Source organism: Halomonas profundus, from assembly GCF_020865425.1.
Taxonomy (GTDB): domain Bacteria; phylum Pseudomonadota; class Gammaproteobacteria; order Pseudomonadales; family Halomonadaceae; genus Vreelandella; species Vreelandella titanicae.
In genome coordinates, this window is the sequence record NZ_CP086344.1 from 2,245,257 (window position 1) to 2,270,105 (window position 24,849).

Annotated in this window: 23 protein-coding genes, 1 tRNA gene and 1 pseudogene; 6 read left to right on the forward strand and 19 right to left on the reverse strand. The window is 53.7% G+C overall.

The window, feature by feature from the left end:
* Positions 1–88 precede the first annotated feature (88 nt).
* From LMS44_RS10020 to LMS44_RS10035, 4 genes and pseudogenes are all read right to left on the reverse strand, one after another.
* Positions 89–1,096 (reverse strand): annotated as a pseudogene (locus tag LMS44_RS10020) (cation:proton antiporter domain-containing protein); the annotation flags it as partial.
* A gap of 31 nt (positions 1,097–1,127) precedes the next feature.
* Positions 1,128–1,577 (reverse strand): potassium channel family protein, encoded by a 450-nt coding sequence (locus LMS44_RS10025; RefSeq protein WP_041158426.1) that lies wholly within the window; start codon positions 1,575–1,577, stop codon positions 1,128–1,130.
* Between the two features lie 26 nt (positions 1,578–1,603).
* Positions 1,604–1,729 (reverse strand): hypothetical protein, encoded by a 126-nt coding sequence (locus LMS44_RS10030; protein ID WP_268747805.1) that lies wholly within the window; start codon positions 1,727–1,729, stop codon positions 1,604–1,606.
* On the reverse strand, positions 1,726–2,934 hold the full coding sequence (locus LMS44_RS10035) for an MFS transporter (protein WP_498947241.1): 1,209 nt from the start codon (positions 2,932–2,934) through the stop codon (positions 1,726–1,728). The genes LMS44_RS10030 and LMS44_RS10035 overlap by 4 nt, the downstream gene beginning before the upstream one ends.
* A 166-nt stretch (positions 2,935–3,100) precedes the next feature.
* On the opposite strand from LMS44_RS10035, the gene LMS44_RS10040 reads away from it, so the two are divergent.
* Positions 3,101–4,450, forward strand: coding sequence for a Na+/H+ antiporter family protein (locus tag LMS44_RS10040; protein WP_027959271.1), 1,350 nt, complete (start codon positions 3,101–3,103; stop codon positions 4,448–4,450).
* Between the two features lie 66 nt (positions 4,451–4,516).
* Here the strand turns inward: LMS44_RS10040 and LMS44_RS10045 are convergent, their stop codons facing one another.
* The 4 genes from LMS44_RS10045 to LMS44_RS10060 all read right to left on the reverse strand — a co-directional run bounded on the left by LMS44_RS10045 (position 4,517) and on the right by LMS44_RS10060 (position 8,192).
* Complete coding sequence (locus LMS44_RS10045) at positions 4,517–5,248, reverse strand: RNA methyltransferase (RefSeq protein WP_498947242.1); 732 nt, start codon at positions 5,246–5,248, stop codon at positions 4,517–4,519.
* Positions 5,249–5,448: 200 nt separating this feature from the next.
* Complete coding sequence (groL, locus tag LMS44_RS10050; protein ID WP_041158428.1) at positions 5,449–7,092, reverse strand: chaperonin GroEL; 1,644 nt, start codon at positions 7,090–7,092, stop codon at positions 5,449–5,451.
* An 85-nt stretch (positions 7,093–7,177) separates the two neighbouring features.
* Positions 7,178–7,471 carry a co-chaperone GroES gene (locus LMS44_RS10055; RefSeq protein ID WP_027959273.1) on the reverse strand — a complete coding sequence of 98 codons (294 nt, stop codon included), beginning with the start codon at positions 7,469–7,471 and terminating at the stop codon, positions 7,178–7,180.
* 235 nt (positions 7,472–7,706) lie between these two features.
* A complete protein-coding gene (locus LMS44_RS10060; RefSeq protein ID WP_039858336.1) occupies positions 7,707–8,192 on the reverse strand; it encodes an FxsA family protein in 486 nt (161 codons plus the stop codon).
* Between the two features lie 181 nt (positions 8,193–8,373).
* Between LMS44_RS10060 and LMS44_RS10065 the strand changes: the two genes are divergently transcribed.
* The gene (locus tag LMS44_RS10065; protein WP_027959275.1) at positions 8,374–9,135 is read left to right on the forward strand and encodes an SDR family oxidoreductase; all 762 of its coding nucleotides are present in this window, start codon (positions 8,374–8,376) and stop codon (positions 9,133–9,135) included.
* A 111-nt stretch (positions 9,136–9,246) separates the two neighbouring features.
* On the opposite strand, the gene LMS44_RS10070 is transcribed toward LMS44_RS10065, so the two are convergent.
* The 3 genes from LMS44_RS10070 to LMS44_RS10080 form a co-directional block, all read right to left on the reverse strand.
* Positions 9,247–10,233, reverse strand: coding sequence for a hypothetical protein (locus LMS44_RS10070; RefSeq protein ID WP_027959276.1), 987 nt, complete (start codon positions 10,231–10,233; stop codon positions 9,247–9,249).
* 49 nt (positions 10,234–10,282) lie between these two features.
* A complete protein-coding gene (locus tag LMS44_RS10075) occupies positions 10,283–10,942 on the reverse strand; it encodes a hypothetical protein (protein WP_498947243.1) in 660 nt (219 codons plus the stop codon).
* 336 nt (positions 10,943–11,278) lie between these two features.
* A tRNA-Leu gene (locus tag LMS44_RS10080) sits at positions 11,279–11,363 on the reverse strand.
* A gap of 83 nt (positions 11,364–11,446) precedes the next feature.
* Between LMS44_RS10080 and LMS44_RS10085 the strand changes: the two genes are divergently transcribed.
* Positions 11,447–12,151, forward strand: a complete 705-nt coding sequence (locus tag LMS44_RS10085; RefSeq protein ID WP_027959278.1) for a ComFC family protein — start codon at positions 11,447–11,449, stop codon at positions 12,149–12,151.
* 54 nt (positions 12,152–12,205) lie between these two features.
* The gene (locus tag LMS44_RS10090; protein WP_041158432.1) at positions 12,206–13,180 is read left to right on the forward strand and encodes a serine/threonine protein kinase; all 975 of its coding nucleotides are present in this window, start codon (positions 12,206–12,208) and stop codon (positions 13,178–13,180) included.
* Positions 13,181–13,228: 48 nt separating this feature from the next.
* Here LMS44_RS10090 and LMS44_RS10095 read toward each other — a convergent pair whose 3' ends face one another.
* Positions 13,229–13,789 (reverse strand): hypothetical protein, encoded by a 561-nt coding sequence (locus tag LMS44_RS10095; protein ID WP_009286567.1) that lies wholly within the window; start codon positions 13,787–13,789, stop codon positions 13,229–13,231.
* Positions 13,790–14,181: 392 nt separating this feature from the next.
* Between LMS44_RS10095 and folE the strand changes: the two genes are divergently transcribed.
* Both folE and LMS44_RS10105 read left to right on the forward strand, forming a co-directional pair.
* Positions 14,182–14,733, forward strand: coding sequence for a GTP cyclohydrolase I FolE (folE, locus tag LMS44_RS10100; RefSeq protein WP_022523664.1), 552 nt, complete (start codon positions 14,182–14,184; stop codon positions 14,731–14,733).
* 120 nt (positions 14,734–14,853) lie between these two features.
* On the forward strand, positions 14,854–16,311 hold the full coding sequence (locus LMS44_RS10105; protein WP_498947244.1) for an NAD-dependent succinate-semialdehyde dehydrogenase: 1,458 nt from the start codon (positions 14,854–14,856) through the stop codon (positions 16,309–16,311).
* 152 nt (positions 16,312–16,463) lie between these two features.
* Here the strand turns inward: LMS44_RS10105 and purH are convergent, their stop codons facing one another.
* From purH to dsbD, 7 genes are all read right to left on the reverse strand, one after another.
* Positions 16,464–18,080: a bifunctional phosphoribosylaminoimidazolecarboxamide formyltransferase/IMP cyclohydrolase gene (gene purH / locus LMS44_RS10110; RefSeq protein WP_022523662.1), complete on the reverse strand. Its 1,617-nt coding sequence runs from the start codon at positions 18,078–18,080 to the stop codon at positions 16,464–16,466.
* Between the two features lie 49 nt (positions 18,081–18,129).
* Positions 18,130–18,498 (reverse strand): DNA-binding transcriptional regulator Fis, encoded by a 369-nt coding sequence (gene fis / locus LMS44_RS10115; RefSeq protein WP_022523661.1) that lies wholly within the window; start codon positions 18,496–18,498, stop codon positions 18,130–18,132.
* On the reverse strand, positions 18,495–19,532 hold the full coding sequence (dusB, locus tag LMS44_RS10120) for a tRNA dihydrouridine synthase DusB (RefSeq protein ID WP_159176745.1): 1,038 nt from the start codon (positions 19,530–19,532) through the stop codon (positions 18,495–18,497). Before dusB ends, fis begins: the two co-directional genes overlap by 4 nt.
* 113 nt (positions 19,533–19,645) lie before the next feature.
* Complete coding sequence (gene prmA / locus LMS44_RS10125; RefSeq protein ID WP_141441170.1) at positions 19,646–20,560, reverse strand: 50S ribosomal protein L11 methyltransferase; 915 nt, start codon at positions 20,558–20,560, stop codon at positions 19,646–19,648.
* 128 nt (positions 20,561–20,688) lie between these two features.
* The gene (gene accC / locus LMS44_RS10130; RefSeq protein WP_027959283.1) at positions 20,689–22,029 is read right to left on the reverse strand and encodes an acetyl-CoA carboxylase biotin carboxylase subunit; all 1,341 of its coding nucleotides are present in this window, start codon (positions 22,027–22,029) and stop codon (positions 20,689–20,691) included.
* Positions 22,030–22,060: 31 nt separating this feature from the next.
* Positions 22,061–22,537 (reverse strand): acetyl-CoA carboxylase biotin carboxyl carrier protein, encoded by a 477-nt coding sequence (gene accB, locus LMS44_RS10135; protein ID WP_159176746.1) that lies wholly within the window; start codon positions 22,535–22,537, stop codon positions 22,061–22,063.
* A 334-nt stretch (positions 22,538–22,871) separates the two neighbouring features.
* The gene (gene dsbD / locus LMS44_RS10140; protein WP_278370613.1) at positions 22,872–24,746 is read right to left on the reverse strand and encodes a protein-disulfide reductase DsbD; all 1,875 of its coding nucleotides are present in this window, start codon (positions 24,744–24,746) and stop codon (positions 22,872–22,874) included.
* Positions 24,747–24,849 lie beyond the last annotated feature (103 nt).

A 24,849-nucleotide genomic window follows, 5' to 3' on the forward strand; every position in this document is an offset into this window, starting at 1 on the left:
CGTGCCGCTCAAAACAGAGCAGGTGTTTCTCCCAGCGATCAAAAAGCTGATGGGCAATGCGATTCAGCGGTGCGGCGATGACAAACGACAAGGCAACGGTAATTGCCAAAGGAACAAGCCACTCTTGCAAAATGCTCGCAGCGACGATCAGGCCAAACTCACTGTAAGCCGTCAAGCTTAAGCCTCCCAAAAAGGCGTTGCGTGCCCTGATTCGGAAGGCAATGAGTAGTGCAAAAAACAGGATCCCTTTAAGCGGAAGCAGAACTGCTAGGATAACCGCAAATAGCAGTGCGTCTTGATCAGGTAAGCCAGCCATGCCTATCTGCAGAAAGAAGCTGATTAACAATACTTCTTTCAGCCCCCAGAGCGCCTTGGATAATTCTTGCGCACGGGGGTGTTTGGCCAGCAGCAGGCCCATGACCAGGGCTCCTACTTCTGAGCTTAAACCCACTGCTTCAAAGCCCATGCCGCCAACGGCAATAGCTAATACGACGCCTAGTAGCACCAGTAATTCATCGTGCTGCGCCGCGTTCATAAGCCAATAAAGTACCGGCCTTAATAACGGTACCAAAAAAACCAGCACGGCCCAGGGGCTAGGGGAGTTGCCGCTGTAGATGCTGAGAACGGCTAAAGCCACAAGGTCTTGAATAATCAGAATGCCAATCGCAATTCGGCCATGTAGGGCGCGTAATTCGCGTTTGCTTTCAAGGACTTTGGCCGCTAATACTGTGCTTGAAAAAGACAGCGCAGTGGCCAGCAGAATTGCTTTGTCCAGGGGCAGCGATAGAAAAATGACAAAACCAGATGTAAACAACAGGCAGGTAATTGCCAAGTGTATAAAGGAACTTCCTAGCACAACGGGCTCTGCCAGGCTGCGGATATTGAGTTTAAGACCAATGGTGAACAACAGTAGCAGAACCCCTAGATGGGCAAGGTGTTCAAGCATTGGGCCCGCATCACTTGGGAGGCCAATACTGGGCCCAAAGGCATTGAGTGCAAACCCTGCTGATAAGAACCCCACGAGTGGCGGTAAACTTAGCTGTCGTGCTGCGATACCAAAGATAAACGCTACCGATAGAATAACCACTTCAAACATGCCGGATCCCTAGAGCGCGTAACGAAGCTGATTATCTTCCAACTCGCCAGTGCTTTTGCATTTCTATAAAAGTGAATGATGCTGACCAAGTGATCAATACAAAGCCTGTTAAAGCCAGCGTGCCGTACAGAAAACGTACCGGCCCAATGGCATATATATCGCCATAGCCCACGGTGGTATAGGTCACCGCAGAGAAGAAGATATAATCAAAAATGTTGAAGCTGTCGTACCCATGTAAAGCACCAATGCTTAATTGCTCGGTAAGCCACCAGCCAGTGATGCCAAATAGCCAAATTTCGACAACGTGGGTCATCAATACTCCAAACGCCATCGCCAGGATGCGTTGCCGATGTGGTCTTCGAGATTTTTCTATTTGGTGCGAGATAAGCCACAGGGCTTCATAGTGAAGCAGCACCGCAATGACCACGGTAATAAAAGTGGTTACCACCACGGTGACATGCTCAGGGTAAGGAATAGTCATCTTAGCAAGTAGTCAACCTTTGCTCGTTAGCATAACCGGGTTCCCATCAGTAGCAAGGCAGCATCCATATGCTGCCAGCCCCACCATGCGAGTATTAAACAGCTAAACAGCAGAGTTGCCACCATGGCCTTGAGTAAATTATTGCGTGTCATGGGATCACCGTTGTTGACTGCGAGCGCTCGAGCGGCTTTTCATTGATAAACCAATGCAGTGCAGCAGCGACGACCGAGAGCACAATAGCAATTTGCCAGACCGTATTGTAGTTGCCAGTAAGGTCATAAAAATAGCCACCCAGCCATACACCCATAAAAGAGCCTAACTGGTGAAACAGAAATACGATGCCGCCCAGCATGGAGAGGTGACGAACACCAAACACGGAAGCCACAATGCCGTTGGTTAATGGCACGGTAGAGAGCCATAGAAGCCCCATGACGATACCAAATAGGTAAGCGCTGGTTGGGCTTAACGGCAAATAAACAAACGCCGTAATCACTACGCCGCGAATCAAATAGAGCCAGGTTAGCAGCTTGGGTTTTGACCAGATGCCGCCCATCCAACCCGCGGTATAAGTGCCAACAATATTAAACAGTCCCACTAAGGCCAGTACCGTCGTGCCCACCTTTACCGCCAGGCCGTTATCGAATAAGTAGCCGGGGAGGTGCACGGCAATGAACACCACCTGAAAGCCACAGACAAAAAAGCCTAAACAGAGTAGCCAGAAGCTTTTTTGGCCTGCTGCTTCGTTGAGCGCATCTTTGAGGCTTAAATCGGATGCCGTTTTGGGGGAGGGTTTGTCGCGCAGTATTGCCCCCAGGGGAATGATGATGGTCGCGATAGCTGCCATCGCCATCAGTGCTGCGGCCCAGCCGAGCCACTCGAGCAAACCCAGGGTGCCAGGCAGCATGGCAAATTGCCCGAACGAGCCCGCTGCGCTAACGATCCCCATGGCCATACTGCGTTTTTCAGGCGCCACTGCGCGCCCCACAGCACCTAAAATAACCGAGAATGTGGTACCGGAGAGGCCAAGGCCAATCAACAGCCCGGCGCTGACCGTCATGCCTAGTTCTGACGTAGAGAGGCTCATAAACAGCAGCCCCAAGGCATACAGCAAGCCGCCAACAACGATAATCCTGGCCGCACCAAAGCGATCCGCGAGCGCCCCGGTAAAGGGTTGCGATAAGCCCCAAACCAGGTTTTGTAAGGCTAGTGCAAAAGCAAATACACCACGCCCCCAGCCGAGCTCGCTGCTGAGGGGCTCCATAAAGAGCCCGAAACCATGGCGTAAGCCCATGGCCGTGGAAATAACCAAGCTTCCCAATATAATCAGCAGTAGTGAGTGGCGAAGAACGAAGGCCATGATGTTCTCTTTGTTGGCAGGCTAACAGTTAGCTCACTATCGCATGCGTTGTGCGCTTTTAGAAGCTAGGAATAGGTAAGTAAGGCAGTATTAGTTTTATGCTATTAATCTGCTAAAATCCGCCCCCTTCGCCGTTAATGACCTCTCAATAGCTCTAAGGATTTTCATGAATGCAGTAATTCTTGCGGTGCTGGTGATGGTGGCGCTATCGCTGGCGCGTGTCTCGGTGGTATTTGCGTTAGTGGTGGGCGCTTTAGTCGGCGGTTTAGTGGGCGGGTTGTCACTAGAACAAACTCTGGAAGCCTTTAATACAGGCGTGGGCGGCGGGGCCCAGGTGGCGCTGGCCTACGCCACTTTGGGGGCCTTCGCTGTGGCGATCTCTCGCTCTGGGCTACCGGATATGCTGGCTAATCGTTTGATTACGCTGCTGGGTAAAAAAGAGGCAACCGTTGCGCAGCAGACGCGGGTCAAAATGCTGTTGCTAACGGCTGTGTTGTTGGTGGCTATTTCTTCTCAGAACGCTATCCCGGTACATATTGCCTTTATACCGGTGCTGATTCCGCCGCTATTAACCGTGATGAACCGCTTAAAGTTGGATCGACGCGCGGTGGCCTGTGCGCTCACCTTTGGTTTAACGGCCCCTTATATGCTGCTGCCGGTAGGGTTTGGGGCGATCTTTCTAAACGATATTCTTTTGGCCAACTTAAATAGCGCTGGGGAACCGCTGGGTTTAGAGATCACCCGTGGCATGGTGCCGCTGGCCATGGCAGTACCGGTAGGGGGGATGGCACTGGGGCTAATCGTTGCGCTATTTTGGAGTTACCGCCGCCCGCGTGAGTATCAAGCCGAAGATATCGCTAACGCCAACGTTGCCGAAGGCCATACGCCCGCCAAACCGCATAGGCTGGGGCTTGTGATGTCGGGGGTGGCAATCGTCGCAGCGCTCGGCCTCCAGCTTTACAGTGGCTCAATGATACTGGGGGGCTTGGTAGGGATTGGCCTGCTTTCAATGGGGGGCATCTTTAAGTGGCGCGAAGCTGACGATCTATTTACCAGCGGTATGCGCATGATGGCGCTGATTGGTTTTATCATGATCTCCGCAGCGGGCTTTGCCGAGGTCATGAAAACCACGGGAGAGATTGATGCCCTGGTGTCAGGAGCTTTTTCACTCTTTGGCGATAACCGCGGCTTAGCGGCACTGGTGATGCTGCTGGTAGGGCTATTCATTACCCTGGGTATCGGCTCGTCGTTCTCAACCATTCCCATTATTGCTGCCATCTTTGTGCCCTTGGCGGTACAGTTTGGCTTCTCTCCCATGGCCACGGTGGTGCTGGTGGGTACGGCAGCGGCGTTGGGTGATGCAGGCTCGCCTGCCTCTGACTCTACCCTGGGCCCCACTTCAGGCCTTAACGTTGACCGTCAGCACGATCATATGTGGGACAGCGTGGTGCCAACGTTTCTGCACTACAACATTCCGTTAGTCGGCTTTGGCTGGCTAGCGGCAATGATGCTCTAAAAGCCTTATCTTCAAACTAAAAAGGGACAACTTGGTTGTCCCTTTTTAGTCGCTTTAACTCTATCACTATTTAGGCAGATGACTTTCAAACGCGCTTAATAGCCCACGCAGAAGCGAAAGCTCTTTGCGGCTGGGCTGAGCGCGAGCGAATAGGGCTTGAAGCTGCTCTTCAGTGCGGGCATGTGGCTGGGTTAAAAAGCCACTTTCCTGCATTAAGCGGCCCAGATGCGCTTGAAAGTGTAAGAACTGTTCGCGGCTGGGTGGCGTTGCCTCCAGCGGGCGCTGATAAGTAAAACCGCTCCCATCACCTTTACGCCAGGCGCGATGTACTTCATAAGCGAGTATCTGTACTGCCTGGGATAGATTCAGAATACCGTAATCAGGGTTGGCAGGAATGCTGACCTGATGCGTGCAGCAGCGAATCTCATCGTTAGTCAGCCCCGAACGTTCACGCCCAAACACCAGTGCCACCGGCGCCGTTTGAGCGTTCTGGATGACGTCTGTTGCCATCTCATCAGGTTCGTCAAAGTGGGGAAGGGGCAGGCTGCGCAAGCGTGCACTGGCACCCATGACCTGCACGCAGTCGTTAACGGCTTCCTCCAGCGAGGTAACCACCCGCGCACTCTCCAGGACATCAGTGGCACCCGCCGCTAGCCGATTCGCTTCTTCATCGGGGAATAGGCGCGGATTAACCAGCACCAGCTCGGTCAGGCCCATGGTTTTCATGGCTCGCGCGGCAGCGCCGATATTGCCGGGATGGAAGGTCTGAACGAGTACGATACGGATATGCTGCAACATGCGCTGGTGCCCAGTAGTGAGAATGTAGCTTAAAAAAATCGCCCAGATAGTAGCACGTTCGGCCCTGGAAATGGCTGACAAAACGCTATCGACAACCTCACGCCTGTAGGCGCCTCAAAACGCAAGAACCCCGCACAAGGCGGGGTTCTTGTTGACAGCTAAATGCTAGCCGTCGATAGAGCGAAGGGCTCAGGGGTGCATTACATCATGCCGCCCATACCACCCATTCCGCCCATGCCACCCATATCAGGTGCAGCGTCTTTCTCTTCAGGGTCTTCTGCGATCATGCACTCAGTGGTGATCATCAGGCCAGCAACAGAACCAGCGGACTGCAGTGCAGTACGGGTTACTTTCGCTGGATCCAGGACGCCCATTTCAAACAGGTCGCCATACTCACCGGTTTGTGCGTTGTAGCCGAAGTTGCCTTCGCCATCTTTCACACGGTTAATCACAACGGCAGGCTCTTCACCAGCGTTGGAAACGATTTGACGCAGTGGTGACTGCATAGCGCGTAGCGCCATGTTGATACCGTGATTCTGGTCTTCGTTATCGCCAGTAAGGCCCTGTACTTTGGCCATTACGCGAACCAGTGCTGTACCGCCACCTGGCACCACGCCTTCTTCAACGGCTGCACGAGTAGAGTGCAGAGCGTCTTCAACACGGGCTTTCTTCTCTTTCATTTCCACTTCGGTGGCAGCACCGACGCGGATAACGGCAACACCGCCTGCCAGTTTGGCAACGCGCTCTTGCAGTTTCTCTTTGTCATAGTCAGAAGAGGTGTCTTCGATTTGCGCGCGGATCTGGCTAACGCGTGCTTCGATATCGCCTTCTGCACCAGCACCATCGATGATAGTGGTGTTTTCTTTAGACATCGTCATGCGCTTAGCAGTACCCAGGTGATCCAGGTTGGCTTGCTCAAGCGTCAGGCCGACTTCTTCAGAAATGACCGTGCCGTTAGTCAGAATAGCGATATCCTGCAGCATGGACTTACGACGGTCGCCGAAGCCCGGTGCTTTAGCAGCGGCTACTTTAACGATACCGCGCATGTTGTTTACAACCAACGTTGCCAGGGCTTCGCCTTCGATATCTTCAGCGATGATGGCCAGTGGCTTGCCTTGCTTGGCAACGGCTTCTAGCACCGGCAGCAGCTCACGGATGTTGGAGATCTTTTTATCCACTAGCAGGATGTAGGGATCTTCCAGTTCAACCGTCATGGTGTCCTGGTTGGTAACAAAGTAGGGCGAGAGGTAGCCGCGGTCAAACTGCATACCTTCAACGACTTCCAGCTCGTCTTCAAAGCCACGGCCTTCATCAACGGTGATGACGCCTTCTTTGCCGACTTTTTCCATCGCTTCGGCGATGATTTCACCGATGCGTTTGTCGCCGTTTGCAGAGATAGTGCCTACCTGAGCAATCGACTTGGTATCGGTGCAAGGTACCGACATGGCTTTGATTTCTTTAACCGCAGCGTTGACCGCTTGGTCGATGCCGCGCTTAAGATCCATCGGGTTCATGCCCGCTGTTACGCCTTTCAGGCCTTCAGCGATAATGGCCTGGGCCAAAACGGTAGCGGTAGTAGTACCGTCACCAGCAGCGTCAGAAGTCTGTGAGGCGACTTCTTTAACCATCTGGGCGCCCATGTTTTCGAACTTGTCTTTCAGTTCGATCTCTTTGGCAACAGAAACACCGTCTTTAGTAACGGTGGGGGAGCCGAAAGATTTTTCCAGTACTACGTTACGGCCTTTCGGGCCGAGGGTAACTTTTACCGCGTTGGCGAGAACGTCGACACCGCGGGCCATGCGTTTACGAGCATCATCGGAGAACTTAACTTGTTTAGCTGACATATCTGCTACTTCCTAATATTGAATGCAAAAACGTGAAAGTAAATAGTCGAAGCACTGGTTAAATAAGTACCAGCTGCAACGATGCTTAGCCTTCAACAACGGCAAGAATATCGGCTTCGCTCATGATCAAGACTTCTTCGCCGTCGATTTTTTGCTTCTCGACGCCATAGCCATCTTTAAAGATCACGTTATCGCCAACCTTAACGTCTAGCGGACGGACATCGCCATTTTCCAGAATGCGACCATTACCGACGGCGAGTATTTCACCGCGTGTCGGTTTTTCTGCTGCATTGCCCGGAAGCACGATGCCGCCTGCGGTTTTTTGCTCTTCTTCAACGCGACGGACGATGACACGATCGTGCAAAGGACGGATATTCATTCACGTTCTCCTGAGTATGGTTGAAGCCCTGGTGAGGGCGGTTAGCCTAAAAGTGTTCTCGAGGGAGTAACCCGCGAGAAGTGAAGACCTCACGGTCTTCTTTGTTAATGGCAGCTACCGTCTCGATCGCTGCCGAATTTGTGTGCTGAATGAAAAATGGGGGCTGCGAATGGCCTTTCAAGGGGGCGAGTAATAAAAAAATTGCTTTTCCGCTGAATTTCTTCCGAAGAAAACCTCAGCGACGGCGTGGGGGCTCATCTCGACTAATAAAATCACCTTCAATCGGGCCATCCTGTTGTGAAGACTGGCTGTTTTGATATTCATTGGGCCGAGCTGATGAAGCGCTGGGGCCTTGCTGTTGTCCGGCAACTTTTTTAAGCCCCAGCCAGGTAAGTGCTTTGAACATCAATTGCCGCGCGCTGGGGATCAAGCATGCCAAGCCTACTGCATCAGACAAAAAGCCTGGGGCCATTAATAAGGCACCGCCGAAGATAAGTGCAGCGCCAGTTAATAGCTCACTGGAGGGGAGTTCACCAGCCTCCATGCGCTGGCGTGCCCGCGCAAAGGTGGATACACCCTCTTTACGAATCAGGTGTAGCCCGGCAAAACCTGTGCCGAGCACTAAAAGTAGGGTGGTGAGTAGGCCGATCTGGCTGCCAATCGAAAACAGAACCACAAAATCCAGTAGAGTGAAAAGTGATATAAAAATAAGAATAGGCATGGCTAACTCCCGAAAAAGCGACTCGATAACAGTCGTAAATGCGTAATATGGTGACATAAATATAAATAGCAAGCAGCTGACATGGCGTATTCCAGCGATGATGTAGCTCGATTTATGTCCATAATTCTTCTATGCTGCGATGCACAATGAGGCTGGTTTAATCTTTTGTAAGGAGTCACGAATGGTACTTACCGATAAAGTCATTGCAGTCACGGGTGGGGCGCGAGGGTTGGGTTATGCCATGGCGCTGCGCTTGGGCAGGCAGGGTGCACGCATGGCGCTATTGGATATGAGCGCTGAAGCGCTTGATCAGGCAGTATCGCAACTTGCCGCTGAAGGTATCGATGCCCAGGCGTTTGTGGTGAATGTCGCCGAAGAAGCCTCCGTGACTCAGACGTTTGCCGATATCGCGCAACGCATGGGGCCTATCAGCGGTTGTGTCAATAATGCGGGCATTACCCAGGATGCGCTGCTGGTAAAAGCCAAAGAGGGGCAAGTGGAAAAGCGCATGTCCTTAGAGGCTTGGCAAAACGTTATTAATGTCAATTTAACTGGCGTTTTCCTGTGTGGTCGCGAAGCCGCCACTCAGATGATTGAAACCGGGCATGAAGGCGTGATCGTCAATATCTCCAGTATTTCCCGGGCAGGCAATATGGGGCAAAGCAATTACGCTGCCGCAAAAGCGGGCGTACATGCGTTGACCGTCACTTGGAGCCAGGAGTTGGCACGCTATGGTATTCGTACCGGCACCGTAGCGCCTGGGTTTGTGGCTACCGAAATGACCGCTGCGATGCGTCCTGATATGTTGGAGCGTATCTCGTCAAGCGTGCCGTTAAAGCGTTTGGGTGAGCCCGATAATATTGCCCAAAGCGTTGCCTTTATTATGGAGAACGACTACTTCTCTGGGCGCATCATCGAGTGTGACGGCGGTTTACGGCTGTAGTTTCTTGGCGGTGGTAAGACAAAGGCGTGTTGCATAGGTGGGCGGCTCTAAAAGGCCGCCCGGGTTGCGTGTGTAGATGAACGTGTGAACTCACTCATCTGTACATAACGCTTAAAAGTAGTCGTGGCTAATTTTGCGCTGAAAATACATCTCAAGGCGCAGGGTCATCGCCCAGCGTGGGTCGTAGCTGACATCGCGCTGGAAGTGTAGCTCCGGAATCACATCGGCGAATAAAATACCTTTATGAAGATCACGGCGGTAGCGCGTCTGAAGGTAGTAATTAGTCATGCGAGGATTAGACACACTTTCGCCGATGGCGATAGCCGAGTAGCGCAGTGCACTGCGGCGGTTGATGCGGTGATTGATTTCGGCAACTTCACTGTACTCCAGTTTGTCTTCTTCCTCGCGCCACTGAACTGTCGAGATAAAGCGTAAATGGCGGCGTTTGCTCAACGGTCGGCCGACATCCCAGCGTGTGCGCGCTGAGTAGCCTTCATTGTTGAACCATGAGACGCGGTTATTTGACTCAAGCTGCCACGGCCCTTCACCCAGTTGCCACAGGCGCTCGCTGGTAAAACGCACGTAGGGGTCAAGAGGGAGGCGCAGGCGAACACCGGCACCTACTCGATTGCTCCAGTTTTCGCGTTTATCTCGGCTTTCTAACCAATCCAGGCCGAGCGTAGAGCTGCGACGGTCACGCTGGTCATTGGCAAGGCGCCCAGAGCCCTGTTCTTCTAGGGTGCCTTGCGACTCTTCCGGGTCACTCTCGATGACCAGTCGCAGGCGATCCTCTGAGGTAGGTAGGTCAATACGGTAACGAAGGGTGGTGTCGCCGCGGGTGCCATCCCCCTCCATCCAATCAATCTCTTGGCCGAAACGTAGATAGGACTCGTTGTTGACCTGCATATGGTCGTCAGTGCCAAAGAATCCATCGATGCGGCGCGATGTGTTATCAACCCAGTTGCCTACACTTTCACGAAACGGCTCAATGCGCTCTTCCGCCCACTCGGGTAAGTCACTATCTTCCTCTTCGGCATACACATTCGTCGAAACCGTAGTGAGTAGGCCAAGCCAGCAGAGGGTTAACAGTTTATGCATTGTCGATAGTCTCGGTAATGGGGCGTCGCTGCTTAACAATAGCGTTTATTTAGCGTGCTTTATGGGTCTCGATCTCTTTTGCCCACTCCAGCACACGCTTGCGTTGGCCACGGCTATTGAGTCGATCCGTATCGACGCTCGCCGGGATAAGCTGATGATTGGGTGGCGCGTTAAGGTCGAGGTTAAAGGTTCGTGACGCGCCTGTCGGCATATCCTCGGAGCCATAAATAGCGATAACGCGAATTTCAAGCTGAATATCCTGCTCTTGCAGTAGATTATCATCGATTTCCCAATAATCTTTAACCTGATTCACAATATCACCAAACGATTGAATGTTCAGATAATCCCCGGAAGCTAACGGGCCTTGATGAGTGCGGTAGCTGGGTTCTTGTTGCTCACCTTTCTGTTGGCTACCCGTTTGCTGTTCACCACCGTGCCGCTGGTACTCCACTACGTCAAGGGAGTAACTGCCCTTTTGGGTATGCAGTACCGCTACCAGGTGTTGAACATAGATCGCTTCGCTGCTCATATTGCTAATTAAGCAGATGGAGTCCACGCCGATACCCTTGCCGCGATTAATGATCACGCGGGGGCGACGCTGTCGCACATAGCCGTTATAAAGTAGCTGGGCGTAAAATACCCATACAAAGAGTGTGCAAATGCTCGCTACAGCCGAGATTGCCTGAGCATTATCGTTGAGCCATTCCATTATATGAGATCCTTCTCATTGTTATTGGTGTTAATCCCTGACGCGGGCTTTTGAGGATAGCCATTGAGGGAGGTTGGGTAGCATTATTTAGGAATAGAGACTAGCGGAAAAGTGGGGGTAAGTCAGCCAAATCGGCCTTTGATAGAGGTAGTATTAAGCAAATAACAGACACACAAAAAAATGGCATTAAGCCATTGGTATTTTTCAAACGAAGAGAAGGTATTTTGCGAAGAATACTGACCAAAAGCTATCCAGGTAGCGCTAACATCAAGCTGTTTGGAAGCTATTCAAAATACAAGAGGAGTTGTGCTAACTTCTTGAAGACTAACAAGTAATTGGTGCGGATGGGGAGACTCGAACTCCCACACCTTACGGCACTAGAACCTAAATCTAGCGTGTCTACCAATTCCACCACATCCGCTAAGACGAGGCGTATATTATCAACTTTGTGATAGAAGTCAATCAATGATTTGATATTAATGCATATGGCAGTCAGGAGAGGGCATGGCATTAAAGGGGTGGCTACAGTGGGGTAGTAATTGGGTAAAGCAGGCCATGCCCGGATACTGCGCATTTTGTTTGGCGCCTGCATCCGCAGGGCAAGGGTGGTGCGCAACCTGTTTGTACGAGCTGCCGTGGAACCTACATGCCTGTCGCCAATGCGGTGACCCAGTTGCTCATGGTACGAGCTTGTGTGGGCACTGCTTAGTTGACCCACCGGCATTTTCGACCACCCAAGCGGGGCTGTTGTATCAAGGGTCGATCAAACAGTTGGTGCATGATTTTAAATTTCATGCTTCTCCGCGGGCGGGCACGCTATTGGCTGAATTGATGCTCTTAACCCCGCCGATAGACCTGGGAAACGCACTTCTATCAGTGCCTATGACGACCACGCATGCGTGCACCCGAGGATTTAACCAGTCGCACTGGTTGGCCGAACATCTCAGCCGCCAGCTTGGAATTCCAATGGTGTCGGCCAAACGGATAAAGGATTCCCCCTCCCAGCGCACGTTGAACCGCCGCCAACGGGCTGCCAACCTGGCGGGTGCCTTTGTCTTTGAATCACCGCCCCCGGCGCATTTGTTAATAATCGATGATGTGGTCACCACCGGATCCACAGGCAACGCATTAGGGCGCGCTGCGCTGGAGGCAGGTGCCAAACGTGTTGATATTTGGGCGGCCGCACGGACACCGTTAGGTAAGGATTGATAGAATAGTCTTTTCGCTTATTCATTAGCTCTTTCGCCAACCCAGGAGTGGCCTATGTCACACCCGTTTAGCTCTCTTTCGCCTGATTTAGTGATGTCTGCAGTGGAGTCGCTGGATATTTGGCCTGCAGGCGAGCCTTTTGCGCTAAATAGCTATGAAAACCGTGTACTGCTATTTCGCGATGACGATGGCAAGAACTGGATTGTTAAGTTTTATCGGCCTGATCGTTGGTCAGACAGTGCGATTCAGGAAGAGCATGATTTTCTGCAGGAGCTGGTAGATCAACAGGTGTCGGTCGTTGCCCCTTGGCGTGATAAGGCGGGGACGTCTTTACACTATTTTAAGGGCTTTCGGTTTACGCTGTTCCCCCATTGCCCCGGCCAGGCGCCAGAGCTTGATAATCCATCGCACCTATTTGCCATGGGGGAGTTGCTGGGGCGGTTGCACCAAGTGTCAGCTAAAAAAACCTTTCAGCATCGCCCGCGTTTAGAAATGGCGAGCGGTATTCTTGATGCTCAGCAGCGCGTGCTGGCCAGCAATTGGATGAGCCGTCATCAGCGCCGGGCCTATGACCGTGTGATCGAAAAGGTTCACCAGCAGCTCCTAAAACATAATGTGCCCGCCAGCAGCATGATTCGCTGCCATGGCGACTGCCATTTGGGGAATGTGCTGGGGCGTGACGAGCAGTTTACCCTGGTCGATTTTGACGACTGCACCATGGCGCCCGCCATGCAGGATATTTGGATGCTACTGCCCACCGATGACCCGCAGGGATGGCGATCGCAGTTAAGTGAAATTACCGAAGGGTATGAAGAGACGTGCCCGTTTCCTAGCGAGCAGATGGCGCTTATCGAGCCGCTTAGGAGTTATCGGCTGATCAGGCACTCAGCGTGGCTGGTATCACGTTGGGAGGATCCCGCTTTTCCTCGGGCGTTCCCCTGGCTGGCGGATAGTGGCTACTGGGATCAGCATATCCGCCAATTAGAGCAGCAGTGCCTGCAGTTAGAGAACCCACGCTGGCTGGCGTAATGAGCTTTCAGCTCACCACTGACTTGTTATGGCGATATTAGAACAAGGTCAATCAGGCACGGCTTCGTCGCGCGGCACAGGGTTGGCGATACCTTCTCCGTCTGCTTGGCGACGCTGTTCGTTAAGCTCTGCAGACGGATTGTCCAGTTCTTCAATCTCTACGGGTTGATCCAGTGTGAGAAGGAATGTCTGACCAGGGGAGAGTGCGCACTGTGAACCTTCGCAGGCGATACCATATTGGCCATCTTCGCCATAAGCGCTGGCGCTAAATTCGCCAGTGAAAATATCGCTGTCAGCGTCGTGTGTTTCAATACAGGTCGCCTCTTGGGTGGTAACGCGAATGCGCTCATCAACCCGTTGCGCCCTACCTACGATAACGCAGTATTCCGGTAAAGAGTGTGAGGCGCTAGCAGCCTGAGTAGGGTGTAGCAAAATATCGTTAAGGCGCGTTTGGTTTGATTCAAACGCAAGCTCTTCCACAACCTCTACGCCGACGGTTGCTTCATTGGGCAGCGAAAGCGTAGCGTCTGCAGCGGTAGCCAAGAGCGGTGTAGCAAGAAAGGGGGCTGCAAGGGCGGTTAACCACAAAGGCGTTGGCTTGAATGACATGGCGAGCTCTCAATGTTGGCGCCTGCAATAAAGGCAGTTAAATAAAAACGCTTTATTATATCACAGGCATTGGGGGGACAAATTGAGTGGCGCGGCGCTCTGACGCAGTTCAAGGCTGCGCAAAAAAGCCCCTGAGTGAGGGCCAGCAGTTTTCGTACAAAGCCTGGGGAGCCACAGGCAGCCTAGATGCGGTAAAATGCACTCTTTGCTTAATACTCATTGTGCAGTGCTTTTTTAAAGTATACCTTTTGTACAATGAAAGTGGTGGATGACGCTGATTAATGTCCTCCTAATAATGATGTTACTTTTTCATGCGCAAAAGGGGATGACCTTGGTGACCACCTGGAAGCGATTGCGCATCGTTTTTGAGATACCTATTGATGAGGCTAAATATGTCCGATGATATCGCCGAGCACTACCGCCAGATAATCTCAGCACTTGGCGAAGACCCCGCCCGGGAAGGTCTGCGAGATACGCCTAAACGTGCGGCCAAGGCCATGCAGTTTCTCAATGCGGGCTACACTCAGTCATTGGACGACATTATCAATGGGGCGGTGTTTGAGTCGCAAACGGATGAGATGGTGTTGGTAAAAGACATTGAGCTCTACTCAATGTGCGAGCACCACCTGTTACCGTTCATAGGCAAATGCCATATCGCCTATTTGCCTAACGGCAAAGTGTTGGGGCTATCTAAATTTGCCAGAATCGTCGATATGTATGCTCGCCGTATGCAGATTCAGGAGAACCTAACCCGCGAGATTGCAGAGGCGGTGCAGGAAGTGACCGAGGCAAAGGGCGTTGCTGTGGTTATTGAAGCGCGGCACCTCTGCATGATGATGCGTGGCGTGGAGAAGCAAAACTCCAGCATGACATCGTCTGTCATGCTGGGTGGATTTCGTCAAAACCAAGCAACCCGGCAAGAATTTTTAATGCTCATTAGCTAACGTGTACGGTTGTCATTGACCGATTATGCACGCCGTAAATTTGGTTTAAAGGGGTGTTTCGTCTTAGCATGAAGACGTTAATGAGCCTACAAGGCCATCATTTTTGGTCAGGAGCCTGTCATGGAAGCGCTTAAAGAAACACAGCTATATTGCCCCTTTGCCTATATTGACGGCAGTTGGGTCGCGGCAGATAGCGGTGAGCAGATCACGGTATTGAATCCGGCCACCGGTGAAGCGATTGGCGATATACCTCGCTTGGGTAAAGCCGAAACCGAGCGGGCCATTGATGCGGCGGACGCTGCGCTACCGGCTTGGCGGGCGTTGACTGCTCAAGAACGCGCTGACTTGCTGATGAAGTGGCACGACCTGATGTTGGAGCATCAGCAGGATTTAGCCATGCTGATGACATTTGAGCAGGGCAAGCCACTTAAAGAAGCCGCGGGCGAAATTGCCTATGCAGCCAGCTTCTTACGCTGGTTTGCCGAAGAGGCGCGGCGCGTTTATGGTGAAACGATTCCCGCGGCTAACGCCAATCAACGCATTGTGGTTGCCAAGCAGCCAGTCGGTGTTGTTGGTGCGATCACGCCCTGGAATTTCCCTGCGGCGATGATTACCCGTAAAGCCGGGGCTGCATTGGCTGCTGGCTGCACGATAGTGGTGAAGCCCGCTAGCCAAACGCCGTTTTCCGCAACAGCCTTGGCGCTGTTGGCTGAGCGGGCAGGCATCCCACGCGGCGTCTTTAATGTGGTGCCAGGTAGCGCTAGCGATATTGCCCAAGCGATGACCCAATCTCCCAAAGTGCGCAAGATCACCTTTACGGGTTCGACTGAAGTAGGGCGCAAGCTGATGGCCCAAGCGGCGGAACATATCCAAAAAATATCGCTAGAGCTAGGCGGTAATGCGCCCTTTATCGTGTTTGAGGATGCCGATTTAGACGCCGCTGTGGAAGGCGCCATGGCCGCTAAATTCCGTAACGCCGGGCAAACCTGTGTCTGCACTAATCGCTTCCTGGTTCAGTCCAGTGTAATTAACGCCTTTTGTGAAAAGCTGGCCGTTGCCATGAACAGCGAGCTGCATGTGGGTGATGGCACCAAGCCCAATATTAATATTGGGCCGCTTATCGATGAAAATGCTGTTAAGAAAGTCAGTGAACATGTGCAGGACGCCATTGATAATGGCGCTGAGCTGCTGTTAGGTGGGCATCCGCACCCGCTGGGGGGTAATTTCTTCACGCCTACGCTGATCAGTTTTGCCACTGACAAGATGAAGGTGGCCCACGAAGAGACCTTTGGCCCGCTAGCTGCTGTCTTCCCGTTTGATGATGAAGAGACCGCTATTGAGATGGCCAACGATACCCAGTATGGCCTGGCGTCTTATTTCTACTCCCGTGATCTTGCGCGCGTATGGCGTGTCGCCGAGGCGCTGGAGTACGGTATGGTGGGTATTAATACTGGCGCCATTTCTAACGCTGCTGCGCCCTTTGGGGGGATAAAAGCCTCGGGCCTAGGCCGCGAAGGTGGTCATCAGGGCTTGGAAGAGTATCTGGAAACCAAGTATCTGTGTATTGATCTGGGCTGAAAGGCTCAATATTGGCTAGAAACTCGATATTGAGTCGATAGGCAGTGATTGATTAGCGTTTATTGATGATAGTAAGAAAGCCCCTTAGGCATGCTCCTATCAAAAGAGCGCCTAAGGGGCTTTGTGTTTCTAATCTGGGTTATTTAGCGGACTTAGTGGCGGAAGTGGCGCATACCGGTAAATACCATGGCAATGCCTGCTTCGTTGGCGGCGTCGATCACTTCCTGATCACGCATGGAACCACCGGGCTGAATAACCGCGGTAATACCTGCCGCTGCGGCAGCATCGATGCCGTCACGGAAAGGGAAGAAAGCATCAGACGCCATCACCGAGCCGGGAACCGAAAGGCCTTCGTCTGCGGCCTTGATGCCTGCAATTTTAGCCGAATAAACACGGCTCATTTGACCCGCGCCAACGCCCACCGTTTGGCCCTCTTTGGCATACACAATGGCGTTGGACTTAACGAATTTAGCTACCCGCCAAGCAAAAGCAAGGTCACGCAGTTCCTGCTCGCTGGGAGCGCGCTGACTGACCACGGTCAATTCGTCGCGGGTGACCATTCCGTCGTCACGTTCTTGCACCAGCAAGCCGCCGTTGACGCGCTTAAAGTCTAGTGCAGGCTGTTGCTCGCCGGGCCAGTGAGCGCTGACGTCCAGTAAGCGTACGTTTTGCTTATTAGCCACGATTGCGGCAGCTTCATCGCTGACGCCCGGGGCAATAATCACCTCGACAAACTGGCGGTCAATAATCGCCTGGGCGGTTTCGGCTTCCAGCGGCGTATTGAAGGCGATAATGCCGCCAAACGCGCTGGTAGGGTCGGTGGCAAAGGCTTTGTCGTAAGCTGTTAAGGCGGTTGCACCAATGGCGACGCCGCAAGGGTTGGCATGCTTAACAATCACGCAGGCCGTCTCGCTAAACGCTTTTACGCATTCAAATGCAGCGTCGGTATCGGCGACGTTGTTATACGAGAGGGGTTTGCCCTGAAGCATTTTTGCCGTGGCAACGCTGGGTTCGCTTGCCTGGGGGTCAACGTAGAAAGCTGCCTTTTGGTGCGGGTTTTCGCCGTACCGCATATCCTGCTTTTTCTCGAGCTGCAGGTTAAAGGTGCGTGGGAACGCTTCATCAGCGGCATTGACCTTACGGCCTAGGTAGTCAGCAATCGCGCCGTCATAACCGGCGGTGTGCTCAAAGGCTTTAACCGCTAAGTCAAAGCGCGTAGCGCTACTGACCTGACCATCTTGGGCGGCCAGCTCGCCCAGCACTCGCGCGTAGTCACTGCTATTGACGACGATAGTGGTGTAGGCGTGATTTTTGGCGCAGGCGCGAACCATGGTGGGGCCGCCGATATCGATATTCTCGATAGCATCTTCAAGTGTGCAGTCGGGCTTGGCTACCGTGGCGGCAAAGGGGTAGAGATTGACCACCACCATGTCGATCGGCGTAATATCGTTCTCAGCCATGACCGCATCATCCTGGCCGCGACGAGCCAAGATGCCGCCGTGAATTTTCGGGTGCAGCGTTTTAACGCGGCCATCCATGATTTCGGGGAAGCCTGTGTGCTCAGACACTTCTTTCACGGCAATAGCATTTTCTTGCAGTAGACGGAAGGTGCCACCAGTGGAGAGGAGTTCAACACCGTGCTCAGTGAGGCCCCGAGCAAATTCCACAATGCCGGTTTTATCAGAAACGCTCAGCAGGGCGCGGCGGACGGGAGTGGCGTTGCTGTCAGTCAGGGAAGGATTATCAGCCATGAGAGGGGTATCAGCCATTAGAGTGCTCGTGTGCAGAGTCGAGAATTAAAAACAACAACGCCCCTGGTTATGGGGCGTCACCTTCGATAAGTCCGTATAGCTTGAGTTTTTTGCGCAGGGTGCCACGGTTTAGCCCTAGCGCATCGGCGGCACGGGTCTGATTGCCGTCGGTGTGCTCCAAGACGCAGGCAAGTAAAGGCGCCTCAACTTCGGCCATCACCATGGCGTATAGATCGGTCGCCTGGCTGCCATCTAAATGTTCAAAGTAGCGTCGCATGGCCGTTTCCACTGCCTCCCGAAGCGGCTGCGGCGGTGAGTTGGCTGCAGGATCCGCTAGCGTGCCTGCTAAATGGGAGTAACTATCGCTGGAGCCGACATCATTGGAATAGCTATCGCTTGAATAGGTGTCGCTAGAGAGAAGATCGCGTTCGGTCATGCAGCAAGGTTTCCTTTGGCTAGCAAACGCGAGGCGGCGCCGGGGGCCATCGCGTTGTTGATCCAATCAAATTGCGTTTCAGGTGACGCTAACGCATTGAACTGCTGCTTAAGCGCGCGCTGTTGGGGCGGCGTAAAGCGTTGGTCATCGCTGAGGTACCAGCCGACATGCTTGCGCGCGATACGTACACCCATGGTGGTGCCATAGAACTCATGCAGCGCCTCAACGTGCCCGTGGAGCACTTGGTGACGCTCCGAAAGATTTGGCAGTGCCATCCGCTCTCCATGCTGGAGGTAGTGGCTGATCTGTTGAAATATCCATGGGTTGCCCTGCGCAGCGCGGCCTACCATCACGGCATCAGCGCCGGTATAAGCGAGTACCTCGGCGGCTTTTTCCGGACTTGTTATGTCGCCGTTGGCAATCACCGGGATCGATAGGTGAGATTTAATCTCGGCAATTGTGTCGTACTCTGCTTTTCCAGTATAGCGCTGCTGGCGATGACGGCCATGTATCGCTAACGATTGAATGCCGGCTGACTCGGCGAGCCGGGCAATGCGCAGGGCGTTGTTGGATTCGGCACACCAGCCCGTGCGTATTTTTAGCGTCACGGGTATATCAACTGCTGCCACTACTGCATCGAGAATTTCGGCCACCAAGGCTTCATCTCGAAGGAGCGCCGACCCTGCCGCCTTGTTACATACTTTTTTAGCTGGGCAGCCCATATTGATATCGATAATCTGGGCGCCCAGCTCGGCATTCAAACGCGCCGCCTGGGCGAGCATTTCAGCGTCGCCTCCGGCAATTTGCACCACTCGCGGGTCAGGTTCACCGCGGTGATCCATGCGCAGCTGCGATTTACGAGTATGCCACAAACTAGGGTCTGAAGTGACCATTTCGCCCACTACCCAGCCAGCCCCAAGCCGCCGGCATAGCTGGCGAAAAGGTCGGTCAGTGACGCCAGCCATGGGCGCAAGCATTACTCGATTAGGTAATGCAAACGGGCCAATGCTGGCAGGTAGTGTGGTTAACGTCATGGCGTCAGACTTTGTTGGTTTTAAGCTATGGGTGCAGTGCTAACGGCGAGTAGGTGTTTCAAGGAGGCGTATGATACGCCTACTCGGTGGTGGGGTGAAGGCCAATTGCCGCTTTAACGTGGACGCAAGCCACTAAGCCGCACCCAGCCTTCGCGAATCACCGGTTCATCCATAGCAATGCCTTGCGCTGCATAGGCCTCGTAAACCTCATTGGCCTGGTTTGCCAACACCCCCGATAGCGCAATGCGCCCACCTGGCGCCACGTGCCCGGCAATCATTGGCGCTAGTTCGACCAGCGGCCCCGCTAAAATATTGGCGGTTACGATAGGATAGTCACCGCCGTCGCTTAACTGCTCAGGGTAGTAGAGGTTTAGGTCCGACTCGGCAATACCATTCCGTTCGGCGTTGTCTCGGCTGGCCTGCAGCGCCTGGGGATCAATGTCGGTGGCGTCGGCGTGGCTAGCGCCCAGTTTGAGCGCGGCGATAGCGAGAATGCCAGAACCGCAGCCCACATCCAGTACGGTTTGCTGAGCTAGGTGACCGGTTACGGCCAGCTCATCCAGCCACTCAAGACACAGCGCTGTGGTGGGGTGCGTACCGGTACCAAAGGCGAGGCCCGGGTCGAGTATCAGGTTAACGGCGTCGGCCTCGGGTGGTTCGTGCCAGCTGGGTACAATCCACAGGCGTTGACCCATGCGCAGCGGCGTGAAGTCATCCATCCACTCGCGCTCCCAATCTCGATCAGCGAGCAGCTCATACTCGATGGTCGGGCAGGGCTCTCCAGGCATCTGCTCTGACCAGGCGGCCTCGATACGCTCCAGCATGCTCTCGACCCCCTCCAGGTCATCGTATAAGCCGGTAAGGATGGTATCTTCCCACAGTGGTGTGGTGCCACGCTCTGGCTCAAATACCGGATCATCGTGGGCATCCTGAAGACCAATAGCCGTTGCGCCTTCGTCAAGCAGTAGTTCTTCTAGGAACTCTGCCTGTTCGGGGGCGACGTGGGCTTTGAGTTGAAGCCAGGGCATGGAGGTTCTCCGCAAGGCGAATTAAAGACAAATACAGTACAGACACATGGAGTAAAGACAAGGACGGGGTGGACATGGCCACCCCGCTGGGTATCACACAGTGCGCTGGAAAGCGCTTGGCTGCTGCATTAGCTGCCGAGTTTCTTTTCCAGGTAGTGAATGTTGACACCGCCTTGACGGAAGTAGCTGTCGCGAACCAAATCCTTTTGTAAGTCGATATTGGTTTTAATGCCTTCCACCAGCAGCTCGTCGAGGGCGTTACGCATCCGTGTCAGGGCTATTTCACGATCCGCGCCCCAACTGATCAGCTTGCCGATCAGAGAGTCATAGTGCGGCGGCACGGTGTAGCCGGTATAGAGATGGGAATCCATCCGCACGCCGAGGCCACCCGGTGCGTGAAACAGCGTTACCTTGCCGGGAGACGGCATAAAGGTACGCGAGTCTTCGGCGTTAATACGGCACTCGAAGGAGTGGCCGTTGAGTTGCACGTCTTCCTGGCGAATCGACAGCGGCAGGCCTGAGGCAATACGCAACTGCTCTTTGACGATATCCACGCCAGTGACCATTTCGGTGACCGGGTGCTCGACCTGAACGCGGGTATTCATCTCGATGAAGAAGTATTCGCCATCTTCATACAAGAATTCAAAGGTGCCCGCACCACGGTAGTTGATCTTGATACATGCCTGGCGGCACGCTTCAAGCACCTGGGCGCGGGCATCTGGGTCAAGGCCTGGCGCCGGGGCTTCTTCAAGCACTTTCTGGTGACGACGTTGCAGCGAGCAGTCGCGGTCATAAAGATGGATCGCGTTACCCTGGCCGTCGGCTAATACTTGTACTTCCACGTGGCGCGGCTTCTCAAGGAATTTTTCCATGTAGACCGTGCCGTCACCGAAGGCGGCGTGGGCTTCAGTGCGGGTAACGGTAATCGCCGAAAGGAGATGGCCTTCCGTGTGCACTACGCGCATACCACGACCACCGCCGCCAGAGGCCGCCTTAATGATCACCGGGTAGCCAATGCGACGTGCCGTGGCGAGATTCGTTGCGTCATCATCACCCAAGGGGCCGTCTGAGCCTGGCACCGTGGGAACGCCCGCTTCCTTCATCGACTGGATGGCGCTGACTTTGTCGCCCATCAGACGAATCGTCTCGGCGCGGGGGCCAATAAAGGTAAAGCCTGAGCGCTCAACCTGTTCAGCAAAGTTGGCGTTTTCAGACAAAAAGCCATAGCCGGGGTGAATGGCGGTCGAGTCGGTGACTTCGGCTGCACTGATCAGGGCCGGAATGTTTAAGTAAGACTGCGCTGACGATGCCGGGCCAATACACACGGCTTCATCCGCCAGGCGAACGTGCATCAGTTCACGATCAGCTTTGGAGTGTACCGCTACGGTTTTGATGCCGAGTTCTTTACAGGCCCGTAGGATACGGAGGGCAATCTCGCCGCGGTTGGCGATAAGTACCTTGTCCAGCATGGGAGAGTCCACCCGTGTTGAAAATGAAAGATTAAGCGATAACGATCATGGGTTGATCGAATTCTACAGGCTCGCCATCTTCCACCAGGATGGCTTCCACTACACCGTCACGGTCAGCTTCAATCTGGTTCATCATTTTCATGGCTTCAATGATGCATACAGTGTCACCTTGTTTGACGCTATCGCCGACTTCCACAAACGATTTGGCGCCCGGCGCTGGGCTGCGGTAGAAGGTGCCTACCATGGGAGAGTTGACTGCCTCGCCACGGTAGCTTGCGCCCTGAGGCTCTGCTTCAGCAGCCGGTGCTGATGCTGGAGTACCCGCTGCGGGGGGAGCAGGCGCATAGCCAGGTTGCTGCGCATACTGCGGCATCGGCTGTGGCTGCCACGAAGCGCCATTAGGGTGACGACTGATGCGGACTGACTCTTCGCCTTCCTGAATTTCAATCTCGCTAATATTGGACTCTTCGAGTAGCTCAATCAGTTTCTTAACTTTGCGGATATCCATGGCATAGCCCCATCAATGTCATAAAAGGTAGTCACAAAGCGCGCGAGCATAAGTGCAGGAAGCTCTTTATGGCGCGTACGTTGCGCAGTAAACCAAATTTAAAAATGAAGAGAACGCTGCATGTTAGCGAACGTTACCCCGTTCTCACCGTTAAAAAAGCAAGTTTTTAGCTAATATGGGAGCGGAGTTTGCCGAAAAAGTGCCAGGATGTCCAGCAACTGCCTACGCCAACGTCCAAGCCATCATGTAGTTAAGAATTAAACAACTGTTTGACGATGTTCGCGTCAGAAAGCGGCTTTAGTGCCTCAATGAGTAGCCAGCATAGGGTTTGAGCTTAGCTATTTGCTAGCCACTGGCTAACTGACTCCAGATGTTCGCGCAACTGATCGGCGGTCACTTCGCCTTGAATGCGTGCATCGCGAATCTCCTCACCCTGGCTGAAAAAGAGCAGGCTGGGTGGGCCGAAAAGATTATATTGGTTGAGCAACTCGCGACTTTGAGAGTCCGTGCGGGTGACGTCGGCGGCGATCAAGGTGTAATCATTAAGCGCTGCGACGACCTGCGGGTCGGGGTAAACATCCCGCTCCAGCAGCTTGCACGAAATACACCAGTCGGCGGTAAAGTGGACAAAGACGGGCTGGTTGGCGTCTTCAGCTTGTGCAATAGCCGCATCAAGCTCAGTTAAGCTGTTTACCTCGATGAAGTCGAGTGCTTCTGCCTGAGGTTCGCCGGAAATGCTGGAGGTTGCTGCAAGGGGGCGCAAGGGGTTACTACCCCCCTGAGCGGCGCCAATCACCAACACTACCCCCCAAGCTAGCAGCATAAGCCCCAGCGTTTGGCGTGCCCGCGGCCACCCCTGCGGCTGATTGAAATTCAGCGCCCCAAGTGCCAGTGCCGTGCCGATCGCAAGGGTTGCCCATAGCAGCAGCGCAATAGGCGCGGACACTAAACGCTCGACCATCCAAATCGCTACGCCCAACAGTAAAAGGCCAAAGGCAATTTTTACGCCGTTCATCCAGGCGCCGGAACGGGGCAGCAGCGTGGCGCCAAAGGTACCGACCAAAAGCAGTGGCACGCCCATGCCCATGCCCAGCGCAAACAGCACCGCGCCGCCCATCGCGGCATCCCCTGTTGAAGAGATAAACACCAGCGCGCCGGCCAAAGGCGCCGTTACACAGGGCGATACCACCAATACCGAGAGGGCGCCAGCCAGCGCTAGGCCGGCCGGGCCACTGCGCTGAGCGCGTGCCTGCCAAGCGTCAACACGGTTGGCTAAACGAGGCGACAGATTGAGGTTAAATGCCCCAAACATGGCCAGGGCAAAGAGCGTGAAGAGTACTGCAAAGATGATCAATACCGGTGCTGACTGCAGTCGCGCCTGAAGATTAAGCCCGGCGCCAAACAACCCCATTAACACCCCGACCAGGGCGTAGGTCAGCGCCATGCCGAGCACATAGCTTAACGAAAGGGCAAAGGCGCGGGGGCGTGTGGGATTCTGGCCAACCACGATCGATGACAAAATTGGAATCATCGGCAACACGCAGGGGGTAAAGGTAAGCCCCAGGCCAGCAATAAAAAACAGCCCCAGCGCCAGTGGTAGGCTAGCATCGCTAATCAAAGCGCTAAAGCGGCTATCTTCGCTTTTGGTGGCGGCGAAACCATTCTGTTCAGAGGTGTTAGCGGCTGAAGTGTTGGCTGCTGGACTGGATGCCGTACTATCGGCTTGCCAATCGGAAAACTGGCTGGGGGGTTGGGTTTCGCTGGCCTCTAGGGTTGTTTGCTCTGGAGGGTAGCAGAGCCCGGCATCTGCGCAGCCTTGAAAGGTCAGGGCAATATTGAGCGGGCCTGAGTAGGGTGCTTTCAGCGGTACTTCAAACACTACCTGATCGCGGAACACATACACATCGCCCATAAACTCATCGTTGGTAAAGATGCCTTGGGGGATAATGGGGTCGCCGAGACTGACATCCTCCGTTTGGCTGACTACCGCGAACTGGTGGCGATATAGGTAGTACTCATCTGCGATATCCATGCCGATATAGAGCGTATCGCCATCATGCCAAGCAGTCGGCTGAAAGGCTTCCATAACCGGCAAAAATTCATCTTGGTTGCTAGACGATGAAAACCATTGGGCGTTTGCACTTAGCGGTAGCAAGCCAAGAAAGAAAATCAATAATGTAAACAGGCTCAGGCGTTTAAGAGATAACACGGTGCGTCCTTAATCAATGGCATCGCAATGAAAGGCGAACAGCATACCGCAACCTTAAGTCCCTGGCGTATACGCTGCGGTGACGTGACGCGGCCCCTAACAG